The sequence below is a fragment of the Pseudomonas entomophila genome (genome assembly GCF_013523165.1).
Lineage (GTDB): Bacteria > Pseudomonadota > Gammaproteobacteria > Pseudomonadales > Pseudomonadaceae > Aquipseudomonas > Aquipseudomonas entomophila_A.
The window spans coordinates 24,606-49,029 of the sequence record NZ_JAAMQI010000021.1 but is presented as its reverse complement, the minus strand read 5'-3'; the positions used below and the strand labels follow the sequence as shown (position 1 = coordinate 49,029).

Genomic DNA, 24,424 nt, shown 5'->3' with positions numbered 1-24,424 from the left:
GGTGTTCCCTGTTGTGGGGCCGGATCATGGGAGTTCGAAAAAGGGATCGCATGATACCCGCTCTCGGTGACTGGATAAAGATGGAATTGGATAAAATCTGAGCAATTGGAGGGGCAGGCGACGAGCTTCGGGCTTCGAGCGACAAGTGTCACGCTGCAAGCAGGAGCGGATCGGCGAAACGACGCGATCCGCTGTTACTTGCAGCGTGACGCTTGGAACCTGCCGTTCACGGTATCGGGCGCACGGCTCACTGTGGCGAGCGGAAGCTCAGGCTGTAGTTCACGGCGTTGGGCCCCGGGTCGAGGATGTCGAGGGCGATGTGGATGGGGGTCTGGCTGGGCATGTCACCGCGCCCGGCCAGTTCGCCGCTGAGGTATTCGGTGGGCTTGAAGCGGCGGCTGGCGATCAGCTGGCCATTGAGGTCGGCGAAACGCAGCTCGAGCAGCGGAAACGGCTGGGCGAAGGGCGCACGGTTGTAGATGATCGCGTCGACGATCAGCGCACCCTTGAAGTCCGGATGGCTGCGCACCACCAGGTTGCTGCTCTTGATCCGTTCGATGTCGACCCGCGTCGGCACCTGGCAGCCCAGGGCCGGGCAGAGGCTCTGGAACAGGGGGCGGTACTGGTCCTGCCGGGCGAGCGCGTCGAAGTGATAGATGACGTATTGCAGCGCCAGCCCGCCCAGGGCCAGAAGCGTCAGAACGCTCCACAGGATGCGCTTGCGCCAGTTGGGCTTGGGTTTCTGCCAGTCCAGGCGCAAGGGGTCGTCGACCACGTCGATCAACGGCTCCTTGCGTCGGGCCTCTGGCAAGGGTTGGCCCAGGCCTGGCTCGATGCGGTCCGCGTCGTCGGCAGCAAGGGAGTGGCCCCCGAGCCGATCGTCGGTTTCTTCGTCATCGACTGCCGACAGCGACCCCAGCGGGGCGGACGGCTCCGACGTGTCACGCAGGTCGCCGAGCCGGGGAGGGGCCGTGTCAGCGGGTGCGTCCACGGCGGCCTCGAGGCTCAGGGTCGGCTCGTCGCGTTCGAACAGGGCCGGCACGTCACGGGGCGAGATGTCGTCGGCATCGAGCACCGTGGACACCGGCTCATCGGCACCGTCCGAGGCCGTGCCGAACGGGCGTTCGTCCTGGGGCTCGTCGCGGTGTTCGTCGCGTCGTGCGTGCAGGCTCACGGCTTGGCGTGAGTCACGGGCCTCGACGGGGCGGTCGCGCTGCTCCAGGCGGGCCAGCTCCTCGTCGAGATCGACCTCGTCCAGCGTGCTGTGGGTCCAGTCATGGGCCGGTGCCACGGGCGTGGCCGGCGCAGGCGTTACCGAGGCCGGTGCAGACGTGTCCACGGCCGGTGCCACGGCAGGCTCTCCGGTCGCCGCATCACCCTGCGCACGGTGGGCGTCGAGCAACTGCTTGGCAGCATTGAACATCTGCATGCAGGCGCCGCAGCGCACCACCCCGCGGGCGACGCCGAGCTGGTGGTGCGTGACGCGAAACCGCGTCTGGCAATGCGGGCACTGGGTGACGAAGCTGTCGCTCATACGCCGGTCCTGAGTCTGCTGGAGTGCAAGGATCAGCGCCGACGGCCGCTGATGCGGACCCAGCCATCGCGCTCGACGATCGGGTCGAGGTCGAAGGCCTCGGCGTAGGCGTCGGCCACTTCCTGACCCTGTTCGGCCAGGATGCCGGAGAGGGCCAGCAGACCACCTGGGCGGACCAGACCGGCCAACTGGGGCGCCAGCGAGACCAACGGACCGGCCAGAATGTTGGCCACCAGCACGTCGGCGTGCAGTGCCGGCAATTGCTCAGGCAGGAACAGGCTCAGACGCGCCTCGGCGATGCCGTTGCGCCCGGCATTGTCGCGCGAAGCCTCCAGCGCCTGCACGTCGATGTCGGTGCCGATCGCTTCGCGGGCGCCGAGCAGCAGGGCGGCGATCGCCAGGATCCCCGAGCCACAACCGAAGTCCAGGACCTGAACGCCGTCCAGCGCCTGGGCATCGAGCCATTCCAGGCACAGCGCGGTGGTCGGGTGCGTCCCGGTGCCGAAGGCCAGGCCCGGGTCGAGCAGCAGGTTCACCGCCTGGGCATCCGGCGCCTCGTGCCAGCTCGGCACGATCCACAGGCGCTGGCCGAAACGCATGGGCTGGAAGTTGTCCATCCAGCTGCGCTCCCAGTCCTGGTCTTCGATCACCTCGGCCTGGTGCTCGGGCAGTTCGGCATCGGTCAGCAGGCGCAGGTGCGCGAACACGCTGTCGGGCTGGGTGTCGGCCTCGAACAGCGCCAGCAGGTGGGTGTTGCTCCACAGCGGCGTGGTGTTGAGGTCTGGCTCGAAGATCGGCTGGTCCTCGGCGTCCATGAAAGTGACCGAGACGGCGCCGACTTCCAGCAGCGCATCTTCGTAGGTTTCGGCTTGTTCCGGGCTGATGGCCAGGCGTACTTGCAGCCAGGGCATGGCGGGTACCTGTGACAGATTCGAGAAGGGCAGCGCCAGGCTGCCAGAGGCGTGCAGTCTACTTGAGTGCAGGGGGTTTGTGCAGAAGGGTGAGGTGGCGCAGGCTGCTGTGGTCCCTGTCTTTCTCCAGCAGATACCCAGGCCTGATGCCCCTCTGTGGGAGTTTCGCCCGCCGCCTCGGCGCCGCGCTGTCGTGCAGAGAACATGGCGATAGCTGGCAGTGCTCAGATGCTGTGTCGCTGATCGATTTTTGGGACCGCTTTGCGGTCCATCGCAGCCGGTCCGGCGCCCCGGCTGGGGCCGCTCCACCCGCCGCAGTGGCACAGGCAATCCCGGTCCCATGTGGGAAATTCTATGGTTTCTACCAAGTGTGATGTGGGCCCTGTGGGCCCAATCGCGGCACAGGGGCCGCTCCCGTAGCCGCACCACGGCATCGCAGGCAATCGCATTCCCCTGTGGGAGCGGCCCCTGTGCCGCGATTGGGCCCGCAGGGCCCACAAAAATCTGAAATTATTTACTTTTAAATCAAAAATTTATTTTATGTTCTATGAGAGGAGGTGACGGTCCGGACGCTATCGCGGGCAAGCCCACGATCTCCGATGCCAAGCGCGCATCGTCAGCGCGTTCAGGCATGGATCGAGACAGTAGAATGCGATCGTTCCCGTAGGCGATCACCATCACCTGTAGTGACATCGGTGTCTTGGCATGGCCAATCTTCACGTTTGGACAGCCAAAAAAAATCCGGCACCAGAGCCTGGTACCGGATTTTTTCGAAACGCCTCGCCTGGACGCGCGCTGCTCAGTTGAACAGCCGCACGACCCAGGGACGAGGTGCCCTGAGGCCTACCTGTCGATCACGCCTGGTCGGCCAGTTTGTGCTCGAGGTAGTGGATGTTGACGCCGCCCTTGCAGAAGGCTTCATCGCGTACCAGGTCCCGGTGCAGGGGGACGTTGGTCTTGATGCCGTCGACGATGATCTCGTCCAGGGCATTGCGCATGCGTGCCATGGCTTCGTCGCGGTCCTTGCCGTAGGTGATCAGCTTGCCGATCAGCGAATCGTAGTTCGGTGGAACCGTGTAACCGCTGTACAGGTGCGAATCGACCCGCACGCCGTTGCCGCCTGGCGCGTGGAAGTGCTTGACGGTGCCTGGGCTCGGGATGAACTTGCGCGGGTCTTCGGCGTTGATCCGGCACTCCAGCGCGTGACCGCGGATGACCACGTCGTCCTGGGTGAACGACAGCGTGTTGCCAGCGGCGATGCTCAGCATCTCCTTGACGATGTCGATCCCGGTGACCATCTCCGACACCGGATGCTCCACCTGCACGCGGGTGTTCATCTCGATGAAGTAGAAGTTGCCGTCCTCGTACAGGAACTCGAAGGTCCCCGCGCCACGGTAGCCGATCTCGATGCAGGCCTGCACGCAACGAGCGAAGACTTCCTGGCGGGCCTTCTCGTCGATGCCGGGGGCCGGCGCTTCTTCGAGGACCTTCTGGTGACGGCGCTGCAACGAGCAGTCGCGGTCGCCCAGGTGAACGGCGTTGCCCTGGCCGTCGGACAGAACCTGCACTTCCACGTGACGTGGGTTGGTGAGGAACTTCTCCAGGTAGACCATCGGGTTGCCGAACGCGGCGCCGGCTTCGTTGCGGGTCAGCTTGGCCGAGGAGATCAGGTCCTCTTCCTTGTGCACCACACGCATGCCGCGACCACCACCGCCACCGGCGGCCTTGATGATCACCGGGTAGCCGACTTCGCGGGCGATGGCCAGCGCGGCCTCTTCGTCTTCCGGCAGCGGGCCGTCGGAGCCCGGCACGGTCGGAACGCCCGACTTGATCATGGCGTCCTTGGCCGACACCTTGTCGCCCATCAGGCGGATGGTGTCCGCCTTCGGGCCGATGAAGGCGAAGCCGGATTTCTCGACCTGCTCGGCGAAGTCGGCGTTTTCCGCGAGGAAGCCATAACCTGGGTGGATGGCGGTCGCGCCGGTCACCTCGGCCGCGGCGATGATCGCCGGAATGTGCAGATAGGAATCCTTGGACGGCGCCGGGCCGATGCAGACGGACTCGTCGGCCAGGCCCAGGTGCATCAGCTCACGGTCGGCCGTGGAGTGGACGGCGACGGTCTTGATGCCCAGCTCCTTGCACGCGCGCAGGATCCGCAGGGCGATTTCGCCGCGGTTGGCGATCAGAACTTTTTCCAACATCGGAGGCTCTCCGCGGTTCAAACGATGGTGAACAGCGGCTGGTCGAACTCAACCGGCTGGCCGTCTTCTACCAGGATGGCGTCGATGACGCCGCCGATGTCGGCTTCGATGTGGTTCATCATCTTCATGGCTTCGACGATGCACAGGGTGTCGCCTTTCTTCAGCGTCTGGCCCACTTCGGCGAAGTTCGGCGAGGTCGGCGAAGGCTTGCGGTAGAAGGTGCCGACCATCGGCGAGCGAATCACGGTGCCTTTGAGGGCAGGGGCGGCTTCGGCGGCCGGGGCGGCGGCGGCAGCGACAGGCGCTGGTGCAGCGGCAGGTGCCGGTGCGGCGACGGGGGCGGCAAAGTACTGCTGACCGGCTGGGGTCTTGCTGTGACGGCTGATACGGACGGACTCTTCGCCTTCCTTGATCTCCAGCTCGTCGATGCCAGACTCTTCCAGCAGCTCGATCAGTTTCTTGACTTTACGGATATCCATTGAGCAGCAGCTCCCAAGTTGGTCAGGGATTGAATTGAAAACGTAGCGAAGACGTTTCTCGAGACCCGGGCCCTTCAAGGCCAGGGTCGTGTGGCATCAGGGCTGTACGCGCGCAGCCAGGTGTTCCATCGCCGACTCCAGCGCCAGGCGGTAGCCGGTGGCGCCAAGGCCGCAGATCACGCCCACCGCCACGTCGGAGAAGTAGGAGTGATGACGGAACGGTTCACGTTTGTGCACGTTCGACAGGTGCACTTCGATGAATGGGATGCTCACCGCCAGCAACGCGTCACGTAATGCGACGCTGGTGTGGGTGAAGGCAGCCGGATTGATCAGGATGAAGTCGACGCCCTCGTCGCGCGCGGCATGGATGCGCTCGATGAGTTCGTACTCGGCATTGCTTTGCAGGTGCAGCAGATGGTGACCGGCGGCACGCGCCTGGTGCACCAGGCCTTGGTCGATCTGCGCCAGGGTGGTGGCACCATAGACCGTGGGCTCACGGGTCCCGAGCAAATTCAGGTTGGGGCCATGCAGCACCAGAAAGGTCGCCATCTGCAGTTCCTTGATCGTGTAGGGCAAATCGCCGTAGCGCGGCGACTATGCCGCAAGCGGCACCCACTGTCCAGTTCCCGGCAATAGCCCGCACGTTGTCCGAGAATCGTGGAAAGTATGTGACTGGAATCGCGGGTTTGGTCATTCCAGGTGAAAAAGGCCTGCCGGACGGGCGGTTACAGGCCAAGGTGCGTGCGTAGGGTCTGCAGACGAGCAGCAAATTCGGCGGCACCGATCTCGCCGATCACCCGATCAGTGGTCAGTTCGCTGCCGTTCGCTGCAAAGAACAGCAAAGCCGGTGGCCCGAACAGGTGGTAGCGGTCGAGCAACGCACGCTGCGCGGCCGTGCTTTGGGTCATGTCCACCCGCACCTGCATGAAGCCCTGCAAGCCGCGTTTGACGGCGGTGTCGGTCAGCACATCGCGCTCGATCACCTTGCAGCTGATGCACCAGTCGGCGTACCAGTCGAGCACCACGGGTCGCCCTTGGGCCTTGGCTTCGGCGAGCGCGGCGGTCAACGCCTCGGGCGTCTCGACCGTGTGCCAGGCCTCGGCAGCGGTCGCCGGGCTGGCCGAGACACCTGCCGGAGCAGCCGATGGCAGGGGGCGTAGCGGATCGCTCTGCCCACTCAAGGCCCCATACCAGCAGGCCAGGGCGTAACACAGCAGGCAGAGACCGGCCAGTTGCGCCAGGCGCTGGCCGGGTGTCTTGCTGCCGAATTCCAGGGTGCCGAGAAACAGCGCCACGCCAGCTGCCAGCAGGCCGATGGCGAGCAGCGTCAGCGGGCCAGGCAGCACGCGGCTGAGCAGGCCGATGGCCAGACCCAGCAGCAGCACGCCGATGGCGTTCTTCACCGTGCCCAGCCAGGGGCCGCTGCGTGGCAGCCAGGCGGCGCCGCCGGCCGCGATCAGCACCAGGGGGGCGCCCATGCCCAGGCCCAGGGCGAAGAGCTTCAGTGCACCGCCCAGCGCATCGCCGCTGGCACTGATGTACAGCAGGGCGCCGGCCAGCGGGGCCGAGACGCAGGGCGACACCAGCAGGCTGGAGAGCACGCCCAGCACCGCCGCACCGAGCAGCGAGCCGCCCTGGGTGCGGTGGGCGATCTGGTCCAGGCGATCGCTCAGGCGCCGCGGCAGGCGCAGCTCGAAGACCCCGAACATGGCCAGGGCGAACACCACGAAGAACAGCGCGAAGGGCACCAGCACCCAGGCCGACTGCAAGCGTGCCTGCAGGTTGAGGCCGGCGCCGAACACCCCCATCAGCGCGCCGAGCAGTGCGAAGCAGGCCGCCATCGGCAGCACGAACGCAAGCGACAGGCTCAGGCCGCGCAGGCCGCCGTTCTGCCCGCGCAGCACCACCCCGGACAGGATCGGCAGCATTGGCAGGACGCACGGGGTGAAGGTCAGGCCGAGGCCGGCGAAGAAGAACAGGGCCAGCGAACGCCAGCTCCAGCCCTCGGCCGGCAGGGTGGGGGGCGTGACCGTGGCGCCTGCGGTGCCGGCGATCGCCAGGCGTTCGGTTTCCGGCGGGTAGCACAGGCCCTTGTCGGCGCACCCTTGGTAGGTCACCAGCAGGGTGAAGGCACGCGTCTCGTCGGTCGGGCGCGGGATCTCGACATCGAGCACGCCATGGTAGACCTCGACGTCACCGAAGAACTCGTCGTGCTTGGCCTCGCCTGGCGGCAGGCGCGGGGCGCCCAGGGCAATGTCCGCCGGCTCGGTCTTGAACTGCAGGCGGTGGCGATAGAGGTAGTACCCTTCGGCGGCGACGAAGCGCAGCTTGAGGGTCTCCGGGTCATCGCTGTCGACCCGGCTGAGGGCGAACGCCTCGCGCACGGGGAGGAAGTCCGCGCCGCTCTGGGCGGCGGCGCCCAAGGTGGCACTGGGGCGGTTGTCGAGCAGACCCGCGGCGCAGACGGGGAGGGCCAGCGACAGGAGCAGCAGGAAGAACAGGCGGCGCATGGTGGTCTCGCACGGTGGAACGTGCGGGCATGATAGCGGAGTCTGACGGCCCCAGGGGCATCGCGGCCGGGCGGGGTTCACGATCAGCATCGACCCCGCCGACGCCATCGCCGGCAAGCCGGCTCCCACAGAAGGGCGGTGTCTACCTGATCGACCTGAGCGCAACGCTGCCCACTCGCGGCCAGTCCGACGCTCCGGCAGGGGCCGCTCACCTGTAGTCACACTGCGATGAGGCAGGCCATCGCGGTTCCCTGGGGGAGCGGCCCCAGTGCCGCGATCGGGCCCGCAAAACCCGTCACCGCGATGGCGGCCTCACACCTTGAACGCCAAGACTGCCGTATTCAACGTCCCACCCAGCCTCAGCAGATGCTCGCCCTGCTCGCGCCCTTCGCCGATGCGCTGCAGGTTGTCTTCCCCCAGCCGATGGATGCGTTCGCTGTGATCGCGTATCTCGCTCACTGCACCGGTCTGCTGCCCGGTCACCTCGGCGATGCGCACCGCCGTGTCGGCGATGGTGCCGATCGCACCGACGATTCGCGCCAGCGCCTGGTCGGCCGCCTGGGCCTGTCCGGCCGTGGTCTCGGCATGGGCGAGCTGGGCGCGCATGCCCTGCACGGACCGCTGCGCGGCCACCTGCAACCGGTCGATCAGTGCCTGGATCTCGCCCGTCGCCCCCGTGGTGCGCTGGGCCAGCGAGCGGACTTCGTCGGCCACCACCGCGAAGCCGCGCCCCATGTCACCGGCACGGGCCGCCTCGATGGCGGCGTTGAGGGCCAGCAGGTTGGTCTGCTCGGCGATGCTGCGGATGACCGTGAGCACGCTGCCGATGGTCGCCGATTCGTCGGCCAGTTGCTCGATGGCCTGGGCATTGCCCTGCACCTCATCGACCAGCGAACGCAGCCCTTCGAGGCTCTGGCCGATCACCACCTGGCCCTGCTCGACGGCCTGGCCGGCATCGCCACTGGCCTGGGCGGCGGCGCTGGCATCACCGGCCACCTGCTGGATGGTCGCCTCCAGGGCGCCCAGTGCATCGCGGATCTGCCCGGTGTCGCCGGCCTGGCGCTCGGCGCCGGCGTGCAGTGCGCTGCTCACCCCGGCCAGAGCATGGCTGCTGTTGGCCACCTGCTCGGCCTGGTGACGCAAGGTGCCGACCAGGTCGAGCAGGTAATCGCGCAGGCGGTTGAGCGAACCCTGGATGTCCTGCAGCTCGCGGTGGCTCCTGCCCAGGCCGATCGGTTGGCTGAAGTCGCCTTCCGCCCAGCGTGACAGGGCAGGCGCCAGGCGTGTCAGCACTCGGGCCAGGCGTCGCTGAAGCGTGTCCACCAGCACGGCGATGCCCAGGATCAAGGCGATCATCAGGCCCTGAAGCAGCCGCACTTCGCCCTGGATCCGCGCGTGCTGGGCGCGAACCTCCGGCTCCAGGGCCGCGAAGGCCAGGCGCACGCTGTCGATGAGTTGCGCGGTGCGCGCCGTCAGGGCCGTGCGCTGCTCGATCTGCTGGCGGGTGCGCTGCAGTTCGGCCGGATAGCGGTTGAGCAGGCTCGACAGCTCGCGCTTCAAGGGCACGGCCGCGTCCTCGCGCTGTGCGTTCGCCTGGCTCTGCAGGCCCATCAGCGCGGCAAAGTCATCGGCGCCGGAGTCACTGTCGCGGGTCACGCCCAGCAGTGGCAGCCCGTCGAGCACCTCGGCCTGTGCCCGGATCAGCGCCACTTCGCGCAGCACGTCCTCGGTCAGTTCGGCATGGCCGCTGCTGACCAGCTTGTCCCGGGCCAGTGAAAGACGGCCCAGGTGCAAGGTCGCTTCGAGCAACGGCGGGCGATACGCCTCACCGGCTGGGCCGCCGTCGCGTGCGTAGCGCATCAGTTGTTCCAGCGTGGCGCCCAGTTCGCGCTCGGCTTGCAGCAGCAAGGCCTGCGGGTCGCCGGCCAGCTTGCCGGCCGCCAGCAGTTCGCCGCCCATGAAGCCGTGCAGTGCCTCGAGGCTTGGCCGCACGTGGCCGGTCAATGACGCGGGCCAGTCGTCCAGGCTGGCCGAGGCCTGCTCGATGGCCTCCATGGCGGCGGCGTGACGCACCGCGTCGCCCGTACGCTGGTAGCCCTCGATGCCCCGGGCGACCTGGTTCTGGAAGTGCTGGGACAGCGCCAGGTAGCGCTCCATCCACTGGTAAGGCTGTTCCAGGGCGCGCTGCGACCACCACAAGGTGGCGGCCAAGGCCAGGCAGACGGCCACCAGCAGCGTGGTATTGAGGTTGGTCAGCCATTTCAGGCGCATTGCCGTCTCTGCCTCTGGAGTCAACGATAGGCCGCTGAACCTAGGGCGTTTCTGTGACGCTGTGATGACGAGACACGCAAAAGAAGTGGCCATTGGCCTTCAGGCGGTGGCGCGTGTCCGGGTGTGGCGATTCGTGGAAGCGACGCCGCCCGATGCGACAGCGACCCACCCGCCTGCCGGGCCCTTGCCGCTTATCTTCCTGGGCACGCTTGCTTTATAGTTCAGCGATGCTTGCCGTGGCACCCTGGCCGGTGCACGTGGTCCAAGCCCCTGAATCGTCGTGACTAAAAAGGACACTGCCATGCTGGACTGGAAAAACCGAAAGGGCCAAGCCGAGCCGCGCGAGCGCGTGAACACCCGAGGCACCGCCACCCGTACCTACCTCGGCGGCTTGTGGGGCAAGGCGCTGGCCATCCTGATCGGTCTCTACCTGCTGGTGTGCATTGGCCTTAGCTGGTACTGGAGTCAGGAACCGGAGCTGTTCCCGGTGCAGCAGAACGCCCAGTCGGCCGCCCAGCGCAACAACCAGCAGATGGTCGTGGGCTACACCACCATCGAAACCCTCAAGACCGTGGCCGACACGCTGCTGACCAAGCCGGGCGGCTACATCAGCAACGACCGGTTCCCGCCAGGGCTGTGGATGGACAACATGCCGAGCTGGGAATACGGTGTGCTGGTCCAGGTCCGTGACCTGTCCCGGGCACTGCGCAAGGACTTCGCCCGTTCGCAGTCGCAGTCCACCGAAGACGCCGACCTGGCCCGTGCCGAACCGCGCTTCAACTTCGACCAGAAGAGCTGGATCCTGCCGTCGAGCGAATCCGAATACCGCGAGGGCATCCAGTCGCTGAGCCGCTACCAGGCGCGCCTGGCCTCGGGCGACAAGGGCGCGATCTTCTACACCCGCGCCGACAACCTGAACAACTGGCTGGGCGATGTCGCCACGCGTCTGGGTTCGCTGTCCCAGCGCCTGTCGGCGAGCGTTGGCCGGGTCAAGCTCAACAGCAACCTGAAGACCGAAGCCGTGGTCGCCGGTCAGGCGCCACAGCTCGACGAAGAAGTGGTCGAGACGCCGTGGTTGCAGATCGACAACGTGTTCTACGAAGCCCGCGGCCAGGCCTGGGCCCTGTCGCACCTGCTGCGCGCCATCGAGGTCGATTTCGCCGACGTGCTGGCCAAGAAGAACGCCACCGTGAGCGTGCGTCAGATCATCCGTGAGCTGGAGGCCTCCCAGGAGCAGCTGTGGAGCCCGATGGTGCTCAACGGCAGCGGCTTCGGCATGTGGGCCAACCACTCGCTGGTCATGGCCAACTACATCTCGCGTGCCAACGCTGCGGTCATCGACCTGCGTCAGTTGCTGTCCCAGGGCTGATGACGCCCTCTGCCCGCGAGGCCGCACACCGTGCGGCCTCCGATGCCGAGCCCATCGCCTGGGTCGACGAGCACGATCAACCGCTCGGCAGCCTGCCACGTGCCGAGCTGCGCGCCCGCGGGCTGATCGGTCGCTGCACCTTCATCCTGTTGTTCAACCGCGCCGGCGAGCTGTGCGTGCACCGGCGCACGTTGAGCAAGGCGATCTACCCAGGCTACTGGGACGTGGCCGCCGGCGGCATGGTCGCGGCCGGAGAAAGCTACGACGAATCCGCCGCACGGGAACTGCGCGAAGAGCTGGGTGTGAGTGGCGTCGCGCTGCACTTTCACGACACGTTCTTCTTCGACCAGCCCGGCAACCGGGTCTGGTGCGCGGTGTATTCGGCGACCTGGGACGGCCCGCTGCAGCTGCAGCCCGAGGAGGTCAGCGAAGCACGCTTTCTCAGCCTGGCGCAGGTCGAGACCGACTGCCGCTGGCAACCCTACTGCCCCGATTCGCTGGTCGCGCTGCAGCACGTGCTGGACCGGCGTGGCTGACGTCGCGACAGCTTCAGGAAATGGCGCATTCCCGGCTTAGCAAGCGCGTGCAATCTGGGTACACTGCGCGACCTTTTCGGGCCGACGCACTGCATGCGACGGTAGCGCCGCCCCTGCCAGAGTGGGGCATCGCGGTCGATCCTGGTGCCAGGGGTCGATCATTTTTTGTCCTCAGCAAGAGGCACAAAAGTGGCCAAGAAAGCCTCATCCTTCGCCGCCCTGGGCGGTCTGGTGTATTCCACCGACGCCGGGCGACATTGCCCGACCTGCGCCAAGCCCCTTGATGCCTGCATCTGTGGCCAGGCGGTGATCCCCGAGGGCGACGGTATCGCCCGGGTACGCCGTGAAACCAAGGGGCGTGGCGGCAAGACCGTCACCTCGGTCAGCGGCGTGCCGTTGCCGCTCGACCAGCTCAAGGACCTGGCCGCCACGCTCAAGCGTCGCTGCGGGACCGGTGGCGCGCTGAAAGACGGCGTGATCGAGATCCAGGGCGATCATGTCGAGCTGCTGCTGGCCGAATTGATCCGCCAAGGGTTCAAGGCCAAGAAGTCCGGCGGCTGAGCGCTGTCACAGGTTTTTTGCCAGGCAGGTTCTAAACTCGCTCCGGTGGGCAGGGTCTACCCCTGACACGGGAACTCGTCATTTTCAGTTTCTGCACGGTGGGCCGAGGGTTTCGCCTGCCGTGTCTTCGACTTTCTTATAGGGGACTTGAATGTCCGTACGACGCACACGCAAAGACGATGGCAGCCAATGGACCGTGGGCGACAGCCGCAGTGTCTATGGCATCCGTCACTGGGGCGCCGGTTATTTCGCGATCAACGAGGCCGGGCGTGTCGAAGTGCGTCCCAATGGCCCGGACAGCTCGCCGATCGACCTGTACGAGCAGGTCGAACAGCTGCGTTCAAGCGGCCTCTCGTTGCCGTTGCTGGTGCGGTTCCCCGATATCCTGCAGGACCGGGTGCGCCAGCTGACCGGCGCCTTCGACGCCAACATCGCGCGGCTCGAGTACCAGAGCCAGTACACGGCGCTGTACCCGATCAAGGTCAACCAGCAGGAAGCGGTGGTCGAGAACATCATCGCCACCGAGAACGTCTCCATCGGCCTGGAAGCCGGCTCCAAGCCGGAGTTGCTGGCGGTGCTGGCACTGGCGCCGAAGGGTGGCACCATCGTCTGCAACGGCTACAAGGACCGTGAGTTCATCCGCCTGGCGCTGATGGGGCAGAAGCTCGGTCACAACGTGTTCATCGTCATCGAGAAAGAGTCCGAAGTCGCCCTGGTGATCGACGAGGCCAACGACCTCAAGGTCAAGCCGCAGGTCGGCCTGCGCGTGCGCCTCTCGTCGCTGGCCTCGAGCAAGTGGGCCGACACCGGGGGCGAGAAGTCCAAGTTCGGCCTGTCGGCGGCGCAGCTGCTGTCGGTGGTGCAACGCTTCCGCGATGCCGGGCTGGATCAGGGCGTGCGCCTGCTGCACTTCCACATGGGGTCGCAGATCGCCAACCTGGCCGACTACCAGCACGGGTTCAAGGAGGCCATCCGCTATTACGGCGAGCTGCGTGCCCTGGGCCTGCCGGTGGACCATATCGACGTGGGCGGCGGCCTGGGCGTGGACTACGACGGCACCCATTCGCGCAACGCCAGCTCGATCAACTACGACATCGACGAATACGCGGCCGTGGTTGTGGGCATGCTCAAGGAATTCTGCGACGCGCAGGGCCTGCCGCACCCGCACATCTTCTCCGAAAGCGGCCGGGCGCTCACCGCGCACCACGCCATGCTGGTGGTGCAGGTCACCGACGTCGAGCGCCACAACGACGAGATGCCGCTGATCGAGAACCGCGACAGCCTGCCGGAAACCGTGCAGTGGCTGGTGGACCTGCTGGGGCCGACCGACATCGAGATGGTCACCGAAACCTACTGGCGCGCGACGCACTACATCGGCGACGTGGCCGCTCAGTATGCCGACGGCAAGGTCACGCTGGCCGAGAAGGCCCTGGCCGAGCAGTGCTACTACGCCGTCTGCCGGCGGCTGTACAACTCGCTGAAGGCGCGCCAGCGCTCCCACCGCCAGGTGCTCGACGAGCTCAACGACAAGCTGGCCGACAAGTACATCTGCAACTTCTCGGTGTTCCAGAGCCTGCCCGACACCTGGGCGATCGGCCAGGTACTGCCGATCCTGCCGCTGCACCGGCTGGACGAAGAGCCGCTGCGCCGCGCGGTGCTGCAGGATTTGACCTGCGACTCCGACGGCAAGATCAACCAGTACGTCGACGAGCAGAGCATCGAGACCAGCCTGCCGGTGCATGCCGTGCGTGAAGGCGAGGACTACCTGCTGGGCATCTTCCTGGTAGGCGCCTATCAGGAGATTCTCGGCGACATGCACAACCTGTTCGGCGATACCGACTCGGTGAACATCTACCAGCGTGCCGACGGCAGCGTCTACCACGCCGGTATCGAGACCCACGACACCATCGAGGACATGCTGCGCTACGTGCACCTGTCGCCGGAAGAGCTGATGACCCATTACCGCGACAAGGTCGCCAGCGCACGGATCACCGCGCGCGAGCGGACGCAGTACCTGGACGCGTTGCGGCTGGGGCTGACGCGATCGTCCTACCTGTCGTCCTGACAGAGCAGGGCGGGCCGTTCGCCCGGCCCGCCCCGTGACCGCGATGCCCTTCGGACCGCAGCCTTGAGCTGCGGTTTTTCATGGGTAGCAAGTGGGTGGTACTGCGCGGGCTTGCAACGCCGCTCTGAGACCAACACCCTCCCTGTGGGAGTCCGCCCGCCGCCTTGGCGCCGCGCTGTCGCGCAGAGAACATGGCGATAGCTGGCAGTGCTCAGATACTGTGTCGCTGATCGATTTCTGGGACCGCTTTGCGGTCCATCGCGGCACTGGGGCCGCTCCTACACCCGCCGCAGTGGTACAGGCAATCGCGGTCTCATGTGCGGCCCCTGTGCCGCGATTGGGCCCGCAGGGCCCACAAAGCTCTGTAATTACTTCATTTAAAATCAACAAGATATTTCATGTTCTATGAGAGCGGGCTTGCCCGCGATGCAGGCGGTGACGGATCGGCCGCCATCGCGGGCAAGCCTGCCCCCACAGGTCCGCACCGGCTGCGACGGGGCTTTGCAGGCCCACGGAATCAGCCATGAGGGCCTTGCCTCACGTTACCCCACCCACGCCCCACGCCGCGCCAGCCGCCAGCCCAGCCACCCCAGGCTCAGCGCCCGCAGCGCCATGAACCCCAGGAACGCCCACCACAACCCGTGGTTGCCGAACCTACTCAGCCCCCAGGCCACCGGTAGCATCAGCACCACGCTGAAGAGCATGGCGTTGCGCATGTCCCGCGCGCGGGTCGCGCCGATGAACAGCCCGTCCAGCAGGTAGCTCCACACGGCCACCAGGGGCAGCACGGCCAGATAGGGCAGGAAGGGGTAGGCCGCGTCGCGTACCACGGCGATGTCGGTCTGCAGGTCGATGAACAAAGGGCCGGCCAGCAGAAAGACCGCCGCGAACCCCAGGCTGACGATCAGCGACCACCCACAGGCCACCACCAGGGCACGGCGCAGCGCTGCGTGATCGCGGGCGCCGATGGCATGGCCGCACAGCGCCTCGACGGCATGGGCCAACCCGTCCAGGGCATAGGCGGTGAGCATCAGGCCATTGAGCAGCAGGGCATTGGCCGCGACCGTCGCTTCGCCCAGGCGCGCACCCTGCAGGGCGATCAGCAGGAACACACCCTGCAAGGCCAGGCTGCGCACGAAGATGTCGCGGTTCACGCTGAGTAGCGGGCGCCAGGCCGACCAGCGCTTCAGTCTGGCCCAGACCAGGCGCCCCGGGTAGGTGCGCAGGGCGGGCCGTGTCAGGGCCAGCCCCAGCAGTGCCGCGCTCCACTCGGCGATCACCGAGGCCCGTGCCGAGCCCTGCACGCCCCAGTCCAGGCCCAGGACGAACCACAGGTTGAGCACGATGTTCAGGGCGTTGGTGGTCAGCAGGATGGCCAACGGCGCGCGGGCGTTCTGCGTGCCGAGGAACCAGCCCACCAGAGCATAGGTGGCGAGCGCGGCCGGCAGGCCCAGCAGGCGGATGTGAAAGAACGCCTCGGTGGCCTCGCCCAGGGCCGCGCTCGGTTGCATCACCTGCAAGGCCAGACGGCTGAAGGGCAGGGCCAGCCCACCGAGCAACACGGCGAACACGAGCGCCAGCAGCAGACCCTGGGCCAGCACCTGGCGCAGCCCGTCGCCATCGGCCCGCCCGGCTGCCTGGGCGGCGAACCCGGTGGCGCCCATGCGCAGGAAGGTCATCAGGCCGATCATGAAGGTGAACAGGGTCGCACCGACGGCTACGGCGCCCAACTGATGGGCATGCGGCAAGTGCCCGACCACCGTGCTGTCGACCAGGGCCACCAAGGGCACCGAGATGTTGGAAAGGACCATGGGCGCAGCCAGGGCCCAGACCTGACGATGGGTGCGTCGATGGCGCCAGTCGTGGGATAGGACGGACATGCAGGCTCCTGTGACAAGGGGCCAGTATACCGGTCGCCAGCCGTCAGGGCATGCGGCCTGCCGTCTGCCTCTAGGGCGAAAGTCGAGCGCTACGCGGGCCGGCAGGTGCGTTATGATTGCAGCCCTCACGACCTCCCTGCCTAAGAGTTGCCCTCCATGTTGGACAAAGGATTGTTGCTGGCCTGTGCGCTGGCGTTGCTGACCGCCTGCGACAGTGGTTCCTCGAGCGCGCCGCCGGCGGCGCCGACCACCCAAGCCACCGCGCCTACCCAGGCCAAGGCGCCCGTGCGCCAGGACCCGGCGGTACTGGCCAAGCGTTACGCCGATCGCGAGCTGACCGTGGCGGACGCCTCGGAAATCCAGCTCGAAGGCGCAGCGGCCCTGTCGATCAGTTTCTCGGCCCCGCTGGATGCCAACCAGGACTTCGCCGCCAAGGTTCACCTGGTCGATACGGTCAAGGGCAAGGTCGACGGCGCCTGGGAGCTGTCGGACAACCAGATGGAGCTGCGTCTGCGGCACCTCGAGCCCCAGCGCAAGCTGGTGCTGACCGTCGAGCCGGGCCTGCTGGCGGTGACCGGCAAGCGCCTGGCCGAGGAATCGGTGACGCGCCTGGAGACCCGCGACATGCAGCCGACCGTCGGCTTCGCCAGCCGTGGCTCGCTGCTGCCGACGCGGTTGGCCGAAGGGCTGCCGGTGATCGCCTTGAACGTGAACAAGGTGGACGTCGAGTTCTTCCGCGTCAAACCCGAGACGTTGTCGACCTTCCTGGTCAACTGGGGGCGCAACAGCAGCCTGGAGTACTACCAGTCCAAGGAGCTGCTGGACCTGGCCGAGCTGGTCTACAGCGGCCGCTTCGACCTCGATTCGCCGCGCAACACCCGCGACACCGTGCTGCTGCCCATCGCCGGGATCAAGCCGCTGCAGGCGCCGGGCGTCTACCTGGCGGTGATGCGCGCGGCCGGCACCTACGACTACTCGCAACCGGCGACGCTGTTCACCCTCAGTGACATCGGCCTGTCGGCGCACCGCTACCGCGACCGCCTGGACGTGTTCGCCCAGGCCCTGGAGGGTGGCAAGACGCTCGGTGGCGTCGACCTCGAAGTGCGCGACGACAAGGGCAAGCTGCTGGCCCAGGCCAAGACCGACGGTGACGGCCATGCGCAGTTGCCGATCACGGCCAAGGCCAACACGCTGATTGCCACCCAGGGCAGCGAGACCACGTTGTTGCGTCTGGACAGCGCCGCCCTGGACCTGGCCGAATTCGACATCGCCGGGCCACCGTCCAACCCGCTGCAGTTCTTCGTGTTCGGCCCGCGCGACCTGTATCGCCCGGGCGAGACGGTGCTGCTCAACGGCCTGCTGCGCGACCAGGACGGCAAACCGGTCAAGGCCCAGCCAGTCAGCGTCGAGGTGCGCCGTCCCGACGAGCAGGTCAGCCGCAAGTTCGTCTGGGAGGCCGGCGACAGCGGGCTGTACCAGTACCAGCTGCAACTGGCCGACGAGGCGCCGACCGGGCGCTGGCAACTGCTGTTCGACCTGGGCGGCGGGCGCAAGCAGGTGCACGAGTTCCTGGTCGAGGACTTCCTGCCCGAGCGCCTGGCACTGAACCTCAAGGGCAGCGAGCGCCCGATCAGCCCCGAGCAGACTGCCAAGGTCCGTGTCGAAGGGCGTTACCTCTATGGCGCACCGGCCGCCGGCAACCGGCTCAGCGGCCAGGCGTACCTGCGGCCCTTGCGCGAAGCGGTCAAGGCGCTGCCGGGCTACCAGTTCGGGTCGGTCACCGAAAGCGAACTCAGCCAGGACCTGGAACTCGACGAGGTCACCCTCGACCAGGCCGGCAAGACCACCCTGGCCATCGAAAGCCGCTGGGCCGAGGCACGTTCGCCATTGCAGCTGACCGTGCAGGCGAGCCTGCAGGAGTCGGGCGGCCGTCCCATCACCCGGCGCCTGGAACAGCCGATCTGGCCTGCCGAGCGGCTGCCAGGGGTCCGTGCGCTGTTCGACGGCGAGGAAACCGACAGCGATGCGCCGGTCAGCTTCGAGGTGCTGGTGGCCGACCGTGACGGGCACAAGCTGGCCGCCGAGGGCCTCAAGGTCCGGCTGATCCGCGAGCGCCGTGACTACTACTGGAACTACTCGCAGAGCGACGGCTGGAGCTACGCCTACAACGAGAAATTCCTCGACGAAGGCGAGCAGACCGTCAACCTGGCGGCCGGCGCCACTGCCAAGGTCGATTTCCAGGTCGAGTGGGGCCCTTACCGCATCGAGGTCGAAGACCCGGACACCGGCCTGGTGACCAGCGAACGGTTCTGGGCCGGCTACCGTGCCCAGGACAATGCCGAAGGCGGCGCCGTGCGGCCGGATCAGGTCAAGCTGGCGCTGGATCGCCCGGCGTATGCCGATGGCGCGACCGCCAAGGTCACCGTCACGCCGCCCGCGGCCGGCAGTGGCTACCTGATGGTCGAGTCCAGCGACGGCCCCCTGTGGTGGGAGCAGATCGACGTCCCCGCCGAAGGCAAGACCTTCGACGTGCGCCTGGACCCGAGCTGGGCCCGGCACGACCTTTACGTCAGCGCGCTGGTGATCCGGCCCGGCGAGCGCAAGGCCAACGCCACGCCCAAGCGTGCCGTGGGCATCCTGCACCTGCCGCTGGCGCGGTCGCAGCGCAAGCTCGACCTGACCCTCCAGGCGCCGCAGCAGATGCGCCCGAAGCAGCCGCTGACCGTCAAGCTCAAGGCCAGCACGACCGAGGGCACGCTGCCCAAGCAGGTGCACGTGCTGCTGGCGGCCGTTGACGTCGGCATTCTCAACATCACCGAGTTCAAGACTCCGGACCCCTTCACCGGCCTGTTCGGGCGCAAGGCCTACGGGGCCGACCAGCTGGACATCTATGGCCAACTGATCGAAGCCGGCCAGGGTCGTCTGGCCAGCCTGGCGTTCGGTGGCGATGCGGCCATGGCCAAGGGCGGCAAGCGGCCCAACACCACCGTCAACATCGTCGCCCTGCAAAGCCTGCCCGTGACCTTGAACGAGCAGGGGGAAGGCCAGGTCTCGCTGGACATCCCGGACTTCAACGGCGAGCTGCGGCTGATGGCGCAAGCCTGGAGCGACGAGCAGTTCGGCGTCGCCGAAGCCAGCACCGTGGTCGCCGCGCCCCTGATCGCCGAGCTGTCGGCACCTCGCTTCATGGCCAGTGGCGATCAGACCCAGCTGGCCCTGGACCTGGCCAACCAGTCCGGCCAGGCCCAGCAGCTCAGCGTGCAGCTCGACGCCGAAGGCCAACTGGCGCTGGACGGCGCCGCGCAACGCTCGCTGACCCTGGAGAAAGGCCAGCGCACCACGCTGATGATCCCGGTGCATGCCCAGGGCGGCCTGGGCCAGGGCACGGTGCGTGTGCGCATCGACGGCCTGACGCTGCCGGGCGAGTCGTTCGGCACCTTCGAGCGGCACTGGACGCTGGGCGTGCGCCCGGCCTATCCCGCCACGCTCAAGCACTACCGGGTGGCGCTCAAGGATCAGTCCTGGACCTTGCCGCCCGGCGAGCTGGAAGCTTTCGAACCGGCCGGCCTGCAAGCCAGCCTGGCGCTGTCCAGCCGCCCACCCTTGAACCTGGCCGAGCAGATCCGCGCGCTCGAAGCCTACCCCTATGGCTGCCTGGAACAGACCGTCAGCGGCCTGTACCCGTCGCTTTATGCCGACCCGCAGAGTCTGCAGCGGCTGGGCATCAAGGGCGAGCCGGCCGAGGTGCGCAAACGCAAGATCGAGATGGGCATCGAGCACCTGCTGGGCATGCAGCGCTACAACGGCAGCTTCGGCCTGTGGAGCGCCGACAGCGATGAAGAGTACTGGCTGACCGCCTATGTGACCGACTTCCTGCTGCGCGCGCGCGACCAGGGCTACGGCGTCCCGGCCGAGGCCTTGAAGAAGGCCAGCGAGCGCCTGCTGCGCTACGTGCAGGAGCGCAACCTGATCGAGGCCGACTACAGCGAGAACATCGATCACACCCGCTTCGCCGTGCAGGCGTATGCCGGGCTGGTGCTGGCCCGCAGTCAGCAGGCGCCGCTGGGTGCCCTGCGCAGCCTGTTCGAGCGGCGCGCCGATGCGCGCTCCGGCTTGCCGCTGGTGCAACTGGCGGTCGCGCTGGACGCCATGGGCGACAAGCCGCGCGCCCAGCAAGCCCTGCATGCCGGCCTGAACGTCAAGCGTGGCAAGGACTGGATGGCCGACTATGGCAGCGAAGTGCGGGACCAGGCGCTGATCCTGGCGCTGCTGCAGGAAGACAAGCTGGCCAGCGATCAGGTCGAGCAGCGGCTGTTCGCGCTGTCCGACGCACTGGCTGCCAATGCCTGGCTGTCGACCCAGGAGCGCAACGCGCTGTTCCTGGCCGGTCGCCAATTGCTCGGCAAGCCCGAAAGCGACTGGCAGGCGCGCCTGGAAACCGGCGACGAGGTCCGCGAGCTGACGTCTGCGGCGTCCGGGCTGACCCTGGAAGGCTCGCAACTGGCCGCCCCGTTGAGCCTGCACAATGACAGCGATCAGACCCTCTACCAGCAGTTGACCCTGTCCGGTTACCCGCGCCAGGCGCCACCGGCCAGCAGCCATGGCCTGCAGATCCAGCGCGACTACCTGGGCCTGAACGGCCAGCCGCTGGACCTGCGCAACGTGCGCAGCGGTGATCTGGTATTGGTCCACCTGGCGGTCAAGGCCGCCACGCAGGTGCCGGATGCCCTGGTGGTCGACCTGCTGCCTGCGGGCCTGGAGCTGGAGAACCAGAACCTGGCGCAGAGTTCGGCCAGCCTGGACAATGCCAGCGGCACAGTGCGTGAGTGGCGCGACGGGATGCAGAACGCCAACCTGGTGCACCAGGAGTTCCGCGACGACCGCTACGTGGCAGCGCTTAAGCTCGAGGCCCAGCAGACCTCGCACCTGCTGTACCTGGCACGTGCGGTCACGCCGGGCAGCTATCAGGTGCCGCCGCCGCAGGTCGAGTCGATGTACCGGCCGAACCTGCAAGCGGTCGGCGCCTCTCAGGCACCGATGGTGATCAAGGGGCGGTAACGGAGGGCGAACGGGGCAGGGCGGGATCGCCCGGCCCCAGAGCGGGGGCGTGACTCAGTGCACGACCCAGCTCAGCACCCACAACCCCAGCAAGGCCCAGATGATGCCCGCGATCACCGACGCCCGCATGAAAGCACGCACCGCCGAGTACAGCAGCGCCAGGCCAACGATCAAGGCCAGGATGCTGATCAGCGACGTGTCCATCCCCAGCGTTCGCGAGAGCCCGTCGACGAAGTTGCCGCCGGCATTGGCCAGCCCATTGAACACGCCGCTGAGCGCGTCCACGACGACCCGGATCAACGCGCCCAGCGCCTGGCCCAACCATTCGAAAAAGCCTTCTACATGCATAGTCGTTTCCTGATGAAAGTGCCGGCGTCGCTGCCGTTGCCCACACTTTGGCTGCCGAGCGCCCGGTTCGGTTCCCTGACCCGGGGGCGTCGATGCGCTACGTGATGCGTGGGCCGCGTTGGCTGCGTGTGCTGGCCGGTGCGTCGCTGGCGCTTCTGAGCCTGGTGTGGCTGGCCGACCGACTGTGGCCCTTGCCCTTGCCGGAGGATGACCTGGCGCGGGTGGTGGTCGCCGAGGATGGCACGCCGTTGTGGCGGTTCGCCGATGCCAATGGCGTGTGGCGTTACCCCGTCAGTGCCGAGCAGGTGTCACCGCTGTACCTGGAGGCCCTGCTGACCTACGAGGACCGCTGGTTCTACCACCACCTGGGCATCAACCCCCTGGCGCTGGCGCGCGCGGCCTGGCTGAACCTGCACGGCGGGCGTGTGGTGTCGGGTGGCAGCACGCTGTCGATGCAGGTGGCGCGGCTGCTCGAGCCTCACCCGCGGACCTTGCGCGGCAAGTTGCGGCAGATGGCGCGCACCATGCAGCTGGAGTGGCACCTGTCCAAGCGAGAGATTCTCCAGCTGTACCTGGACCGGGCACCCTTCGGTGGCACCTTGCAGGGGGTGGCGGCGGCCAGTTGGGCCTACCTGGGCAAGTCACCCCAGCACCTGACGCCGGCCGAAGCCGCCTTGCTGGCGGTGCTGCCCCAGGCACCCAGCCGCCTGCGACCGGATCGTCACCCGCTGCGCGCGCGGCAGGCCCGCGACAAGGTGCTGGAGCGCCTGGCCGAGTACCACACCTGGCCGGCCCAGCGCATCGCCGAGGCCCGTGAGGAACCGCTGTTGCTGGCTCCGCGCCAAGAGCCTGCGCTGGCTCCCTTGCTGGCCCGGCGCCTGAACCGTCCTGGCAGCCCGCCGCTGATCCGCACCACCCTCGACGCTGCGCTGCAACGGCGCCTGGAAGACCTGCTGCTGGGGTGGCGCGCCCGGCTGCCGGAGCGCACGTCCGCCGCGCTGCTGGTGGTCGATGCCCACGACATGGCCGTGCGCGCCTACCTGGGCTCGGTGGATCTGGAGGACGCACGGCGCTTCGGTCACGTCGACATGGTCCATGCGCTGCGCTCGCCGGGCTCGACGCTCAAGCCGTTTTTGTACGCGATGGCGATGGACGATGGGTTGATCCATTCCGAGTCGCTGTTGCAGGACGTGCCGCGCCGGTACGGGGACTATCGCCCAGGCAACTTCTCCAGCGGCTTCAGCGGGCCGGTGTCGGCCAGCTCGGCGTTGGCGCTGTCGTTGAACCTCCCGGCGGTGCAGCTGCTGGAAGCCTACGGGCCCAAGCGCTTTGCCGCGCAACTGCGCATGGGGGGCGTGCCGCTGGCCTTGCCGCCGCTGGCCGAACCCAACCTCGCGTTGATCCTGGGCGGTGTCGGCAGCCGCCTGGAGGACCTGGTCGGTGGCTACGCGGCCCTGGCGCGTGACGGCAAGGCGGCGCGGATCCGCTTGCAGCCACAGGATTCGCTGATCGAGCGACGGCTGATGTCGCCCGGGGCGGCCTGGATCACGCGGCGGATTCTGTCGGGGCTGGCACGCCCGGACCGTGACCCGCACGCCGAGCTGACCGGGCCAGCGCCCCTGGCCTGGAAGACCGGGACCAGCTACGGGTTTCGCGACGCCTGGTCCATCGGGGTCGGGCCGCGCTACCTGATCGGGGTGTGGATCGGTCGACCGGACGGCACCCCGGTGCCAGGCCAGTTCGGCCTGGCCTCGGCCGCGCCGTTGATGCTGCAGGTGCACGACCTGTTGAGCAACCGTGATCGGCAACGTGGCCTCGGGCAGCCGGCCCCGCACAAGCCGGCGAGTGTCGGGGTGGCCGCGATCTGCTGGCCGCTGGGCCAGCCCCTCGACCGCACCGACCCGAATTGCCGGCGCCAGCGCTTCGCCTGGACCTTGGAGGGCACGGTGCCGCCGACCCTGCAGGCCAGCGACCAGCCCTTGGGCCTGGGGCTGCGCGACACGGTGTGGGTCAATGCCCAGGGGCTGCGGGTGAACGAGGATTGCCCCGGTGCGACGCCGCGTGTTTTCGCCTTGTGGCCCGCACCGGTGGAACCCTGGCTGCCGAAAGCCGAGCGCCGTGCTGCACGGTTGCCTGCGGTCGATCCTGCATGCCCTCCGCGGCAGTCCCCGCCGGCAGCGCCGCTGTCGATCGTCGGTATTCGCCCTGGCGACCAGCTGCGTCGCCTAGCGGCCAGCGGGGAGCCCTTGCGTCTGCGCGTGTCGGCACTTGGCGGCGACGGTCAGCGCTGGTGGTTCCTGAATGGCGGGCAGGTCGGAGAGACGGCAGGGCAGGAGGAACTAATGGTGGCGCTGACGCGCGTCGGGTCGTTTGAGTTGAGTGTGCTGGATGACAGCGGACAGACGGGTCGGGTGGCGTTCGAGGTGCGGGAGTGAGGCGTCGGTGAGGGGCAAGACAGCCTTTGACCAATCAGGTGAAATCACGACCGCCATCGCGGGCAAGCCCGCTCCCACAGGATGCTGAGCCAGCCTGTTTCTGCCTGCTAGAAACAGGTACCGATGCGAATCATTGTGCTGCCATCTGAAGCAGCGAGCTGTGCTGCCTGCCTGAAGCAACCTGTGGGAGCAGCCACTTGTGGGAGCGGGCTTGCCCGCGATAGCGTCCGGCTCGTCGCCACCTGCCTCGCAGGCCACGTCACTGG

At 67.4% G+C, this 24,424-nt stretch carries 15 protein-coding genes; 6 read left to right on the top strand and 9 right to left on the bottom strand.

The features are described 5' to 3' along the window. Nucleotides 1–247 precede the first annotated feature (247 nt). From G7Z99_RS15860 to G7Z99_RS15830, 7 genes are all read right to left on the bottom strand, one after another. Nucleotides 248–1,534 carry a DUF3426 domain-containing protein gene (locus G7Z99_RS15860; protein WP_181095415.1) on the bottom strand — a complete coding sequence of 429 codons (1,287 nt, stop codon included), beginning with the start codon at nt 1,532–1,534 and terminating at the stop codon, nt 248–250. A gap of 32 nt (nt 1,535–1,566) precedes the next feature. Next, the gene (gene prmA / locus G7Z99_RS15855; RefSeq protein WP_181095413.1) at nt 1,567–2,445 is read right to left on the bottom strand and encodes a 50S ribosomal protein L11 methyltransferase; all 879 of its coding nucleotides are present in this window, start codon (nt 2,443–2,445) and stop codon (nt 1,567–1,569) included. 854 nt (nt 2,446–3,299) lie between these two features. Beyond that, complete coding sequence (gene accC / locus G7Z99_RS15850) at nt 3,300–4,646, bottom strand: acetyl-CoA carboxylase biotin carboxylase subunit (protein ID WP_181095411.1); 1,347 nt, start codon at nt 4,644–4,646, stop codon at nt 3,300–3,302. A gap of 17 nt (nt 4,647–4,663) precedes the next feature. Further along, complete coding sequence (accB, locus tag G7Z99_RS15845; protein ID WP_181095409.1) at nt 4,664–5,125, bottom strand: acetyl-CoA carboxylase biotin carboxyl carrier protein; 462 nt, start codon at nt 5,123–5,125, stop codon at nt 4,664–4,666. 96 nt (nt 5,126–5,221) lie between these two features. Then, a complete protein-coding gene (aroQ, locus tag G7Z99_RS15840) occupies nt 5,222–5,674 on the bottom strand; it encodes a type II 3-dehydroquinate dehydratase (protein WP_181095407.1) in 453 nt (150 codons plus the stop codon). A 176-nt stretch (nt 5,675–5,850) separates the two neighbouring features. Next, a complete protein-coding gene (locus G7Z99_RS15835) occupies nt 5,851–7,635 on the bottom strand; it encodes a protein-disulfide reductase DsbD (RefSeq protein WP_181095406.1) in 1,785 nt (594 codons plus the stop codon). A gap of 312 nt (nt 7,636–7,947) precedes the next feature. Next, nucleotides 7,948–9,906 (bottom strand): methyl-accepting chemotaxis protein, encoded by a 1,959-nt coding sequence (locus G7Z99_RS15830; RefSeq protein ID WP_181095404.1) that lies wholly within the window; start codon nt 9,904–9,906, stop codon nt 7,948–7,950. A gap of 301 nt (nt 9,907–10,207) precedes the next feature. Here G7Z99_RS15830 and G7Z99_RS15825 point away from each other — a divergent pair, with 301 nt between their 5' ends. The 4 genes from G7Z99_RS15825 (at nt 10,208) to speA (ending at nt 14,437) form a co-directional block, all read left to right on the top strand. Beyond that, nucleotides 10,208–11,275 carry a DUF2333 family protein gene (locus G7Z99_RS15825; RefSeq protein ID WP_181095402.1) on the top strand — a complete coding sequence of 356 codons (1,068 nt, stop codon included), beginning with the start codon at nt 10,208–10,210 and terminating at the stop codon, nt 11,273–11,275. After that, entirely contained in the window at nt 11,275–11,811 is a 537-nt protein-coding gene (locus G7Z99_RS15820; protein ID WP_181095400.1) for an NUDIX hydrolase, read from the top strand. Before G7Z99_RS15825 ends, G7Z99_RS15820 begins: the two co-directional genes overlap by 1 nt. Before the next feature lie 189 nt (nt 11,812–12,000). After that, complete coding sequence (locus tag G7Z99_RS15815) at nt 12,001–12,372, top strand: translation initiation factor Sui1 (RefSeq protein ID WP_181095398.1); 372 nt, start codon at nt 12,001–12,003, stop codon at nt 12,370–12,372. Between the two features lie 151 nt (nt 12,373–12,523). Beyond that, nucleotides 12,524–14,437 (top strand): arginine decarboxylase, encoded by a 1,914-nt coding sequence (gene speA, locus G7Z99_RS15810; RefSeq protein ID WP_060395053.1) that lies wholly within the window; start codon nt 12,524–12,526, stop codon nt 14,435–14,437. Nucleotides 14,438–14,979: 542 nt separating this feature from the next. Here speA and G7Z99_RS15805 read toward each other — a convergent pair. Next, nucleotides 14,980–16,317: an MATE family efflux transporter gene (locus G7Z99_RS15805; protein ID WP_181095396.1), complete on the bottom strand. Its 1,338-nt coding sequence runs from the start codon at nt 16,315–16,317 to the stop codon at nt 14,980–14,982. A 156-nt stretch (nt 16,318–16,473) separates the two neighbouring features. On the opposite strand from G7Z99_RS15805, the gene G7Z99_RS15800 reads away from it, so the two are divergent. Continuing rightward, nucleotides 16,474–21,375: an alpha-2-macroglobulin family protein gene (locus G7Z99_RS15800; RefSeq protein WP_181095394.1), complete on the top strand. Its 4,902-nt coding sequence runs from the start codon at nt 16,474–16,476 to the stop codon at nt 21,373–21,375. 54 nt (nt 21,376–21,429) lie between these two features. Here the strand turns inward: G7Z99_RS15800 and G7Z99_RS15795 are convergent, their stop codons facing one another. Then, on the bottom strand, nt 21,430–21,723 hold the full coding sequence (locus tag G7Z99_RS15795) for a hypothetical protein (RefSeq protein ID WP_060395050.1): 294 nt from the start codon (nt 21,721–21,723) through the stop codon (nt 21,430–21,432). A gap of 92 nt (nt 21,724–21,815) precedes the next feature. On the opposite strand from G7Z99_RS15795, the gene pbpC reads away from it, so the two are divergent. Continuing rightward, nucleotides 21,816–24,158, top strand: a complete 2,343-nt coding sequence (gene pbpC / locus G7Z99_RS15790) for a peptidoglycan glycosyltransferase PbpC (RefSeq protein WP_181095392.1) — start codon at nt 21,816–21,818, stop codon at nt 24,156–24,158. Nucleotides 24,159–24,424 lie beyond the last annotated feature (266 nt).

What these genes read in the sequence shown, in the direction of transcription:
- G7Z99_RS15835 (WP_181095406.1), bottom strand. Translation starts at nt 7,635, where the DNA reads ATGCGCCGCCTGTTCTTCCTGCTGCTCCTGTCGCTGGCCCTCCCCGTC.
- aroQ (WP_181095407.1), bottom strand. Translation starts at nt 5,674, where the DNA reads ATGGCGACCTTTCTGGTGCTGCATGGCCCCAACCTGAATTTGCTCGGG.
- G7Z99_RS15860 (WP_181095415.1), bottom strand. Translation starts at nt 1,534, where the DNA reads ATGAGCGACAGCTTCGTCACCCAGTGCCCGCATTGCCAGACGCGGTTT.
- G7Z99_RS15800 (WP_181095394.1), top strand. Translation starts at nt 16,474, where the DNA reads ATGTTGGACAAAGGATTGTTGCTGGCCTGTGCGCTGGCGTTGCTGACC.
- G7Z99_RS15805 (WP_181095396.1), bottom strand. Translation starts at nt 16,317, where the DNA reads ATGTCCGTCCTATCCCACGACTGGCGCCATCGACGCACCCATCGTCAG.
- accC (WP_181095411.1), bottom strand. Translation starts at nt 4,646, where the DNA reads ATGTTGGAAAAAGTTCTGATCGCCAACCGCGGCGAAATCGCCCTGCGG.
- speA (WP_060395053.1), top strand. Translation starts at nt 12,524, where the DNA reads ATGTCCGTACGACGCACACGCAAAGACGATGGCAGCCAATGGACCGTG.
- accB (WP_181095409.1), bottom strand. Translation starts at nt 5,125, where the DNA reads ATGGATATCCGTAAAGTCAAGAAACTGATCGAGCTGCTGGAAGAGTCT.
- prmA (WP_181095413.1), bottom strand. Translation starts at nt 2,445, where the DNA reads ATGCCCTGGCTGCAAGTACGCCTGGCCATCAGCCCGGAACAAGCCGAA.
- G7Z99_RS15795 (WP_060395050.1), bottom strand. Translation starts at nt 21,723, where the DNA reads ATGCATGTAGAAGGCTTTTTCGAATGGTTGGGCCAGGCGCTGGGCGCG.
- G7Z99_RS15830 (WP_181095404.1), bottom strand. Translation starts at nt 9,906, where the DNA reads ATGCGCCTGAAATGGCTGACCAACCTCAATACCACGCTGCTGGTGGCC.
- G7Z99_RS15825 (WP_181095402.1), top strand. Translation starts at nt 10,208, where the DNA reads ATGCTGGACTGGAAAAACCGAAAGGGCCAAGCCGAGCCGCGCGAGCGC.
- pbpC (WP_181095392.1), top strand. Translation starts at nt 21,816, where the DNA reads ATGCGCTACGTGATGCGTGGGCCGCGTTGGCTGCGTGTGCTGGCCGGT.
- G7Z99_RS15820 (WP_181095400.1), top strand. Translation starts at nt 11,275, where the DNA reads ATGACGCCCTCTGCCCGCGAGGCCGCACACCGTGCGGCCTCCGATGCC.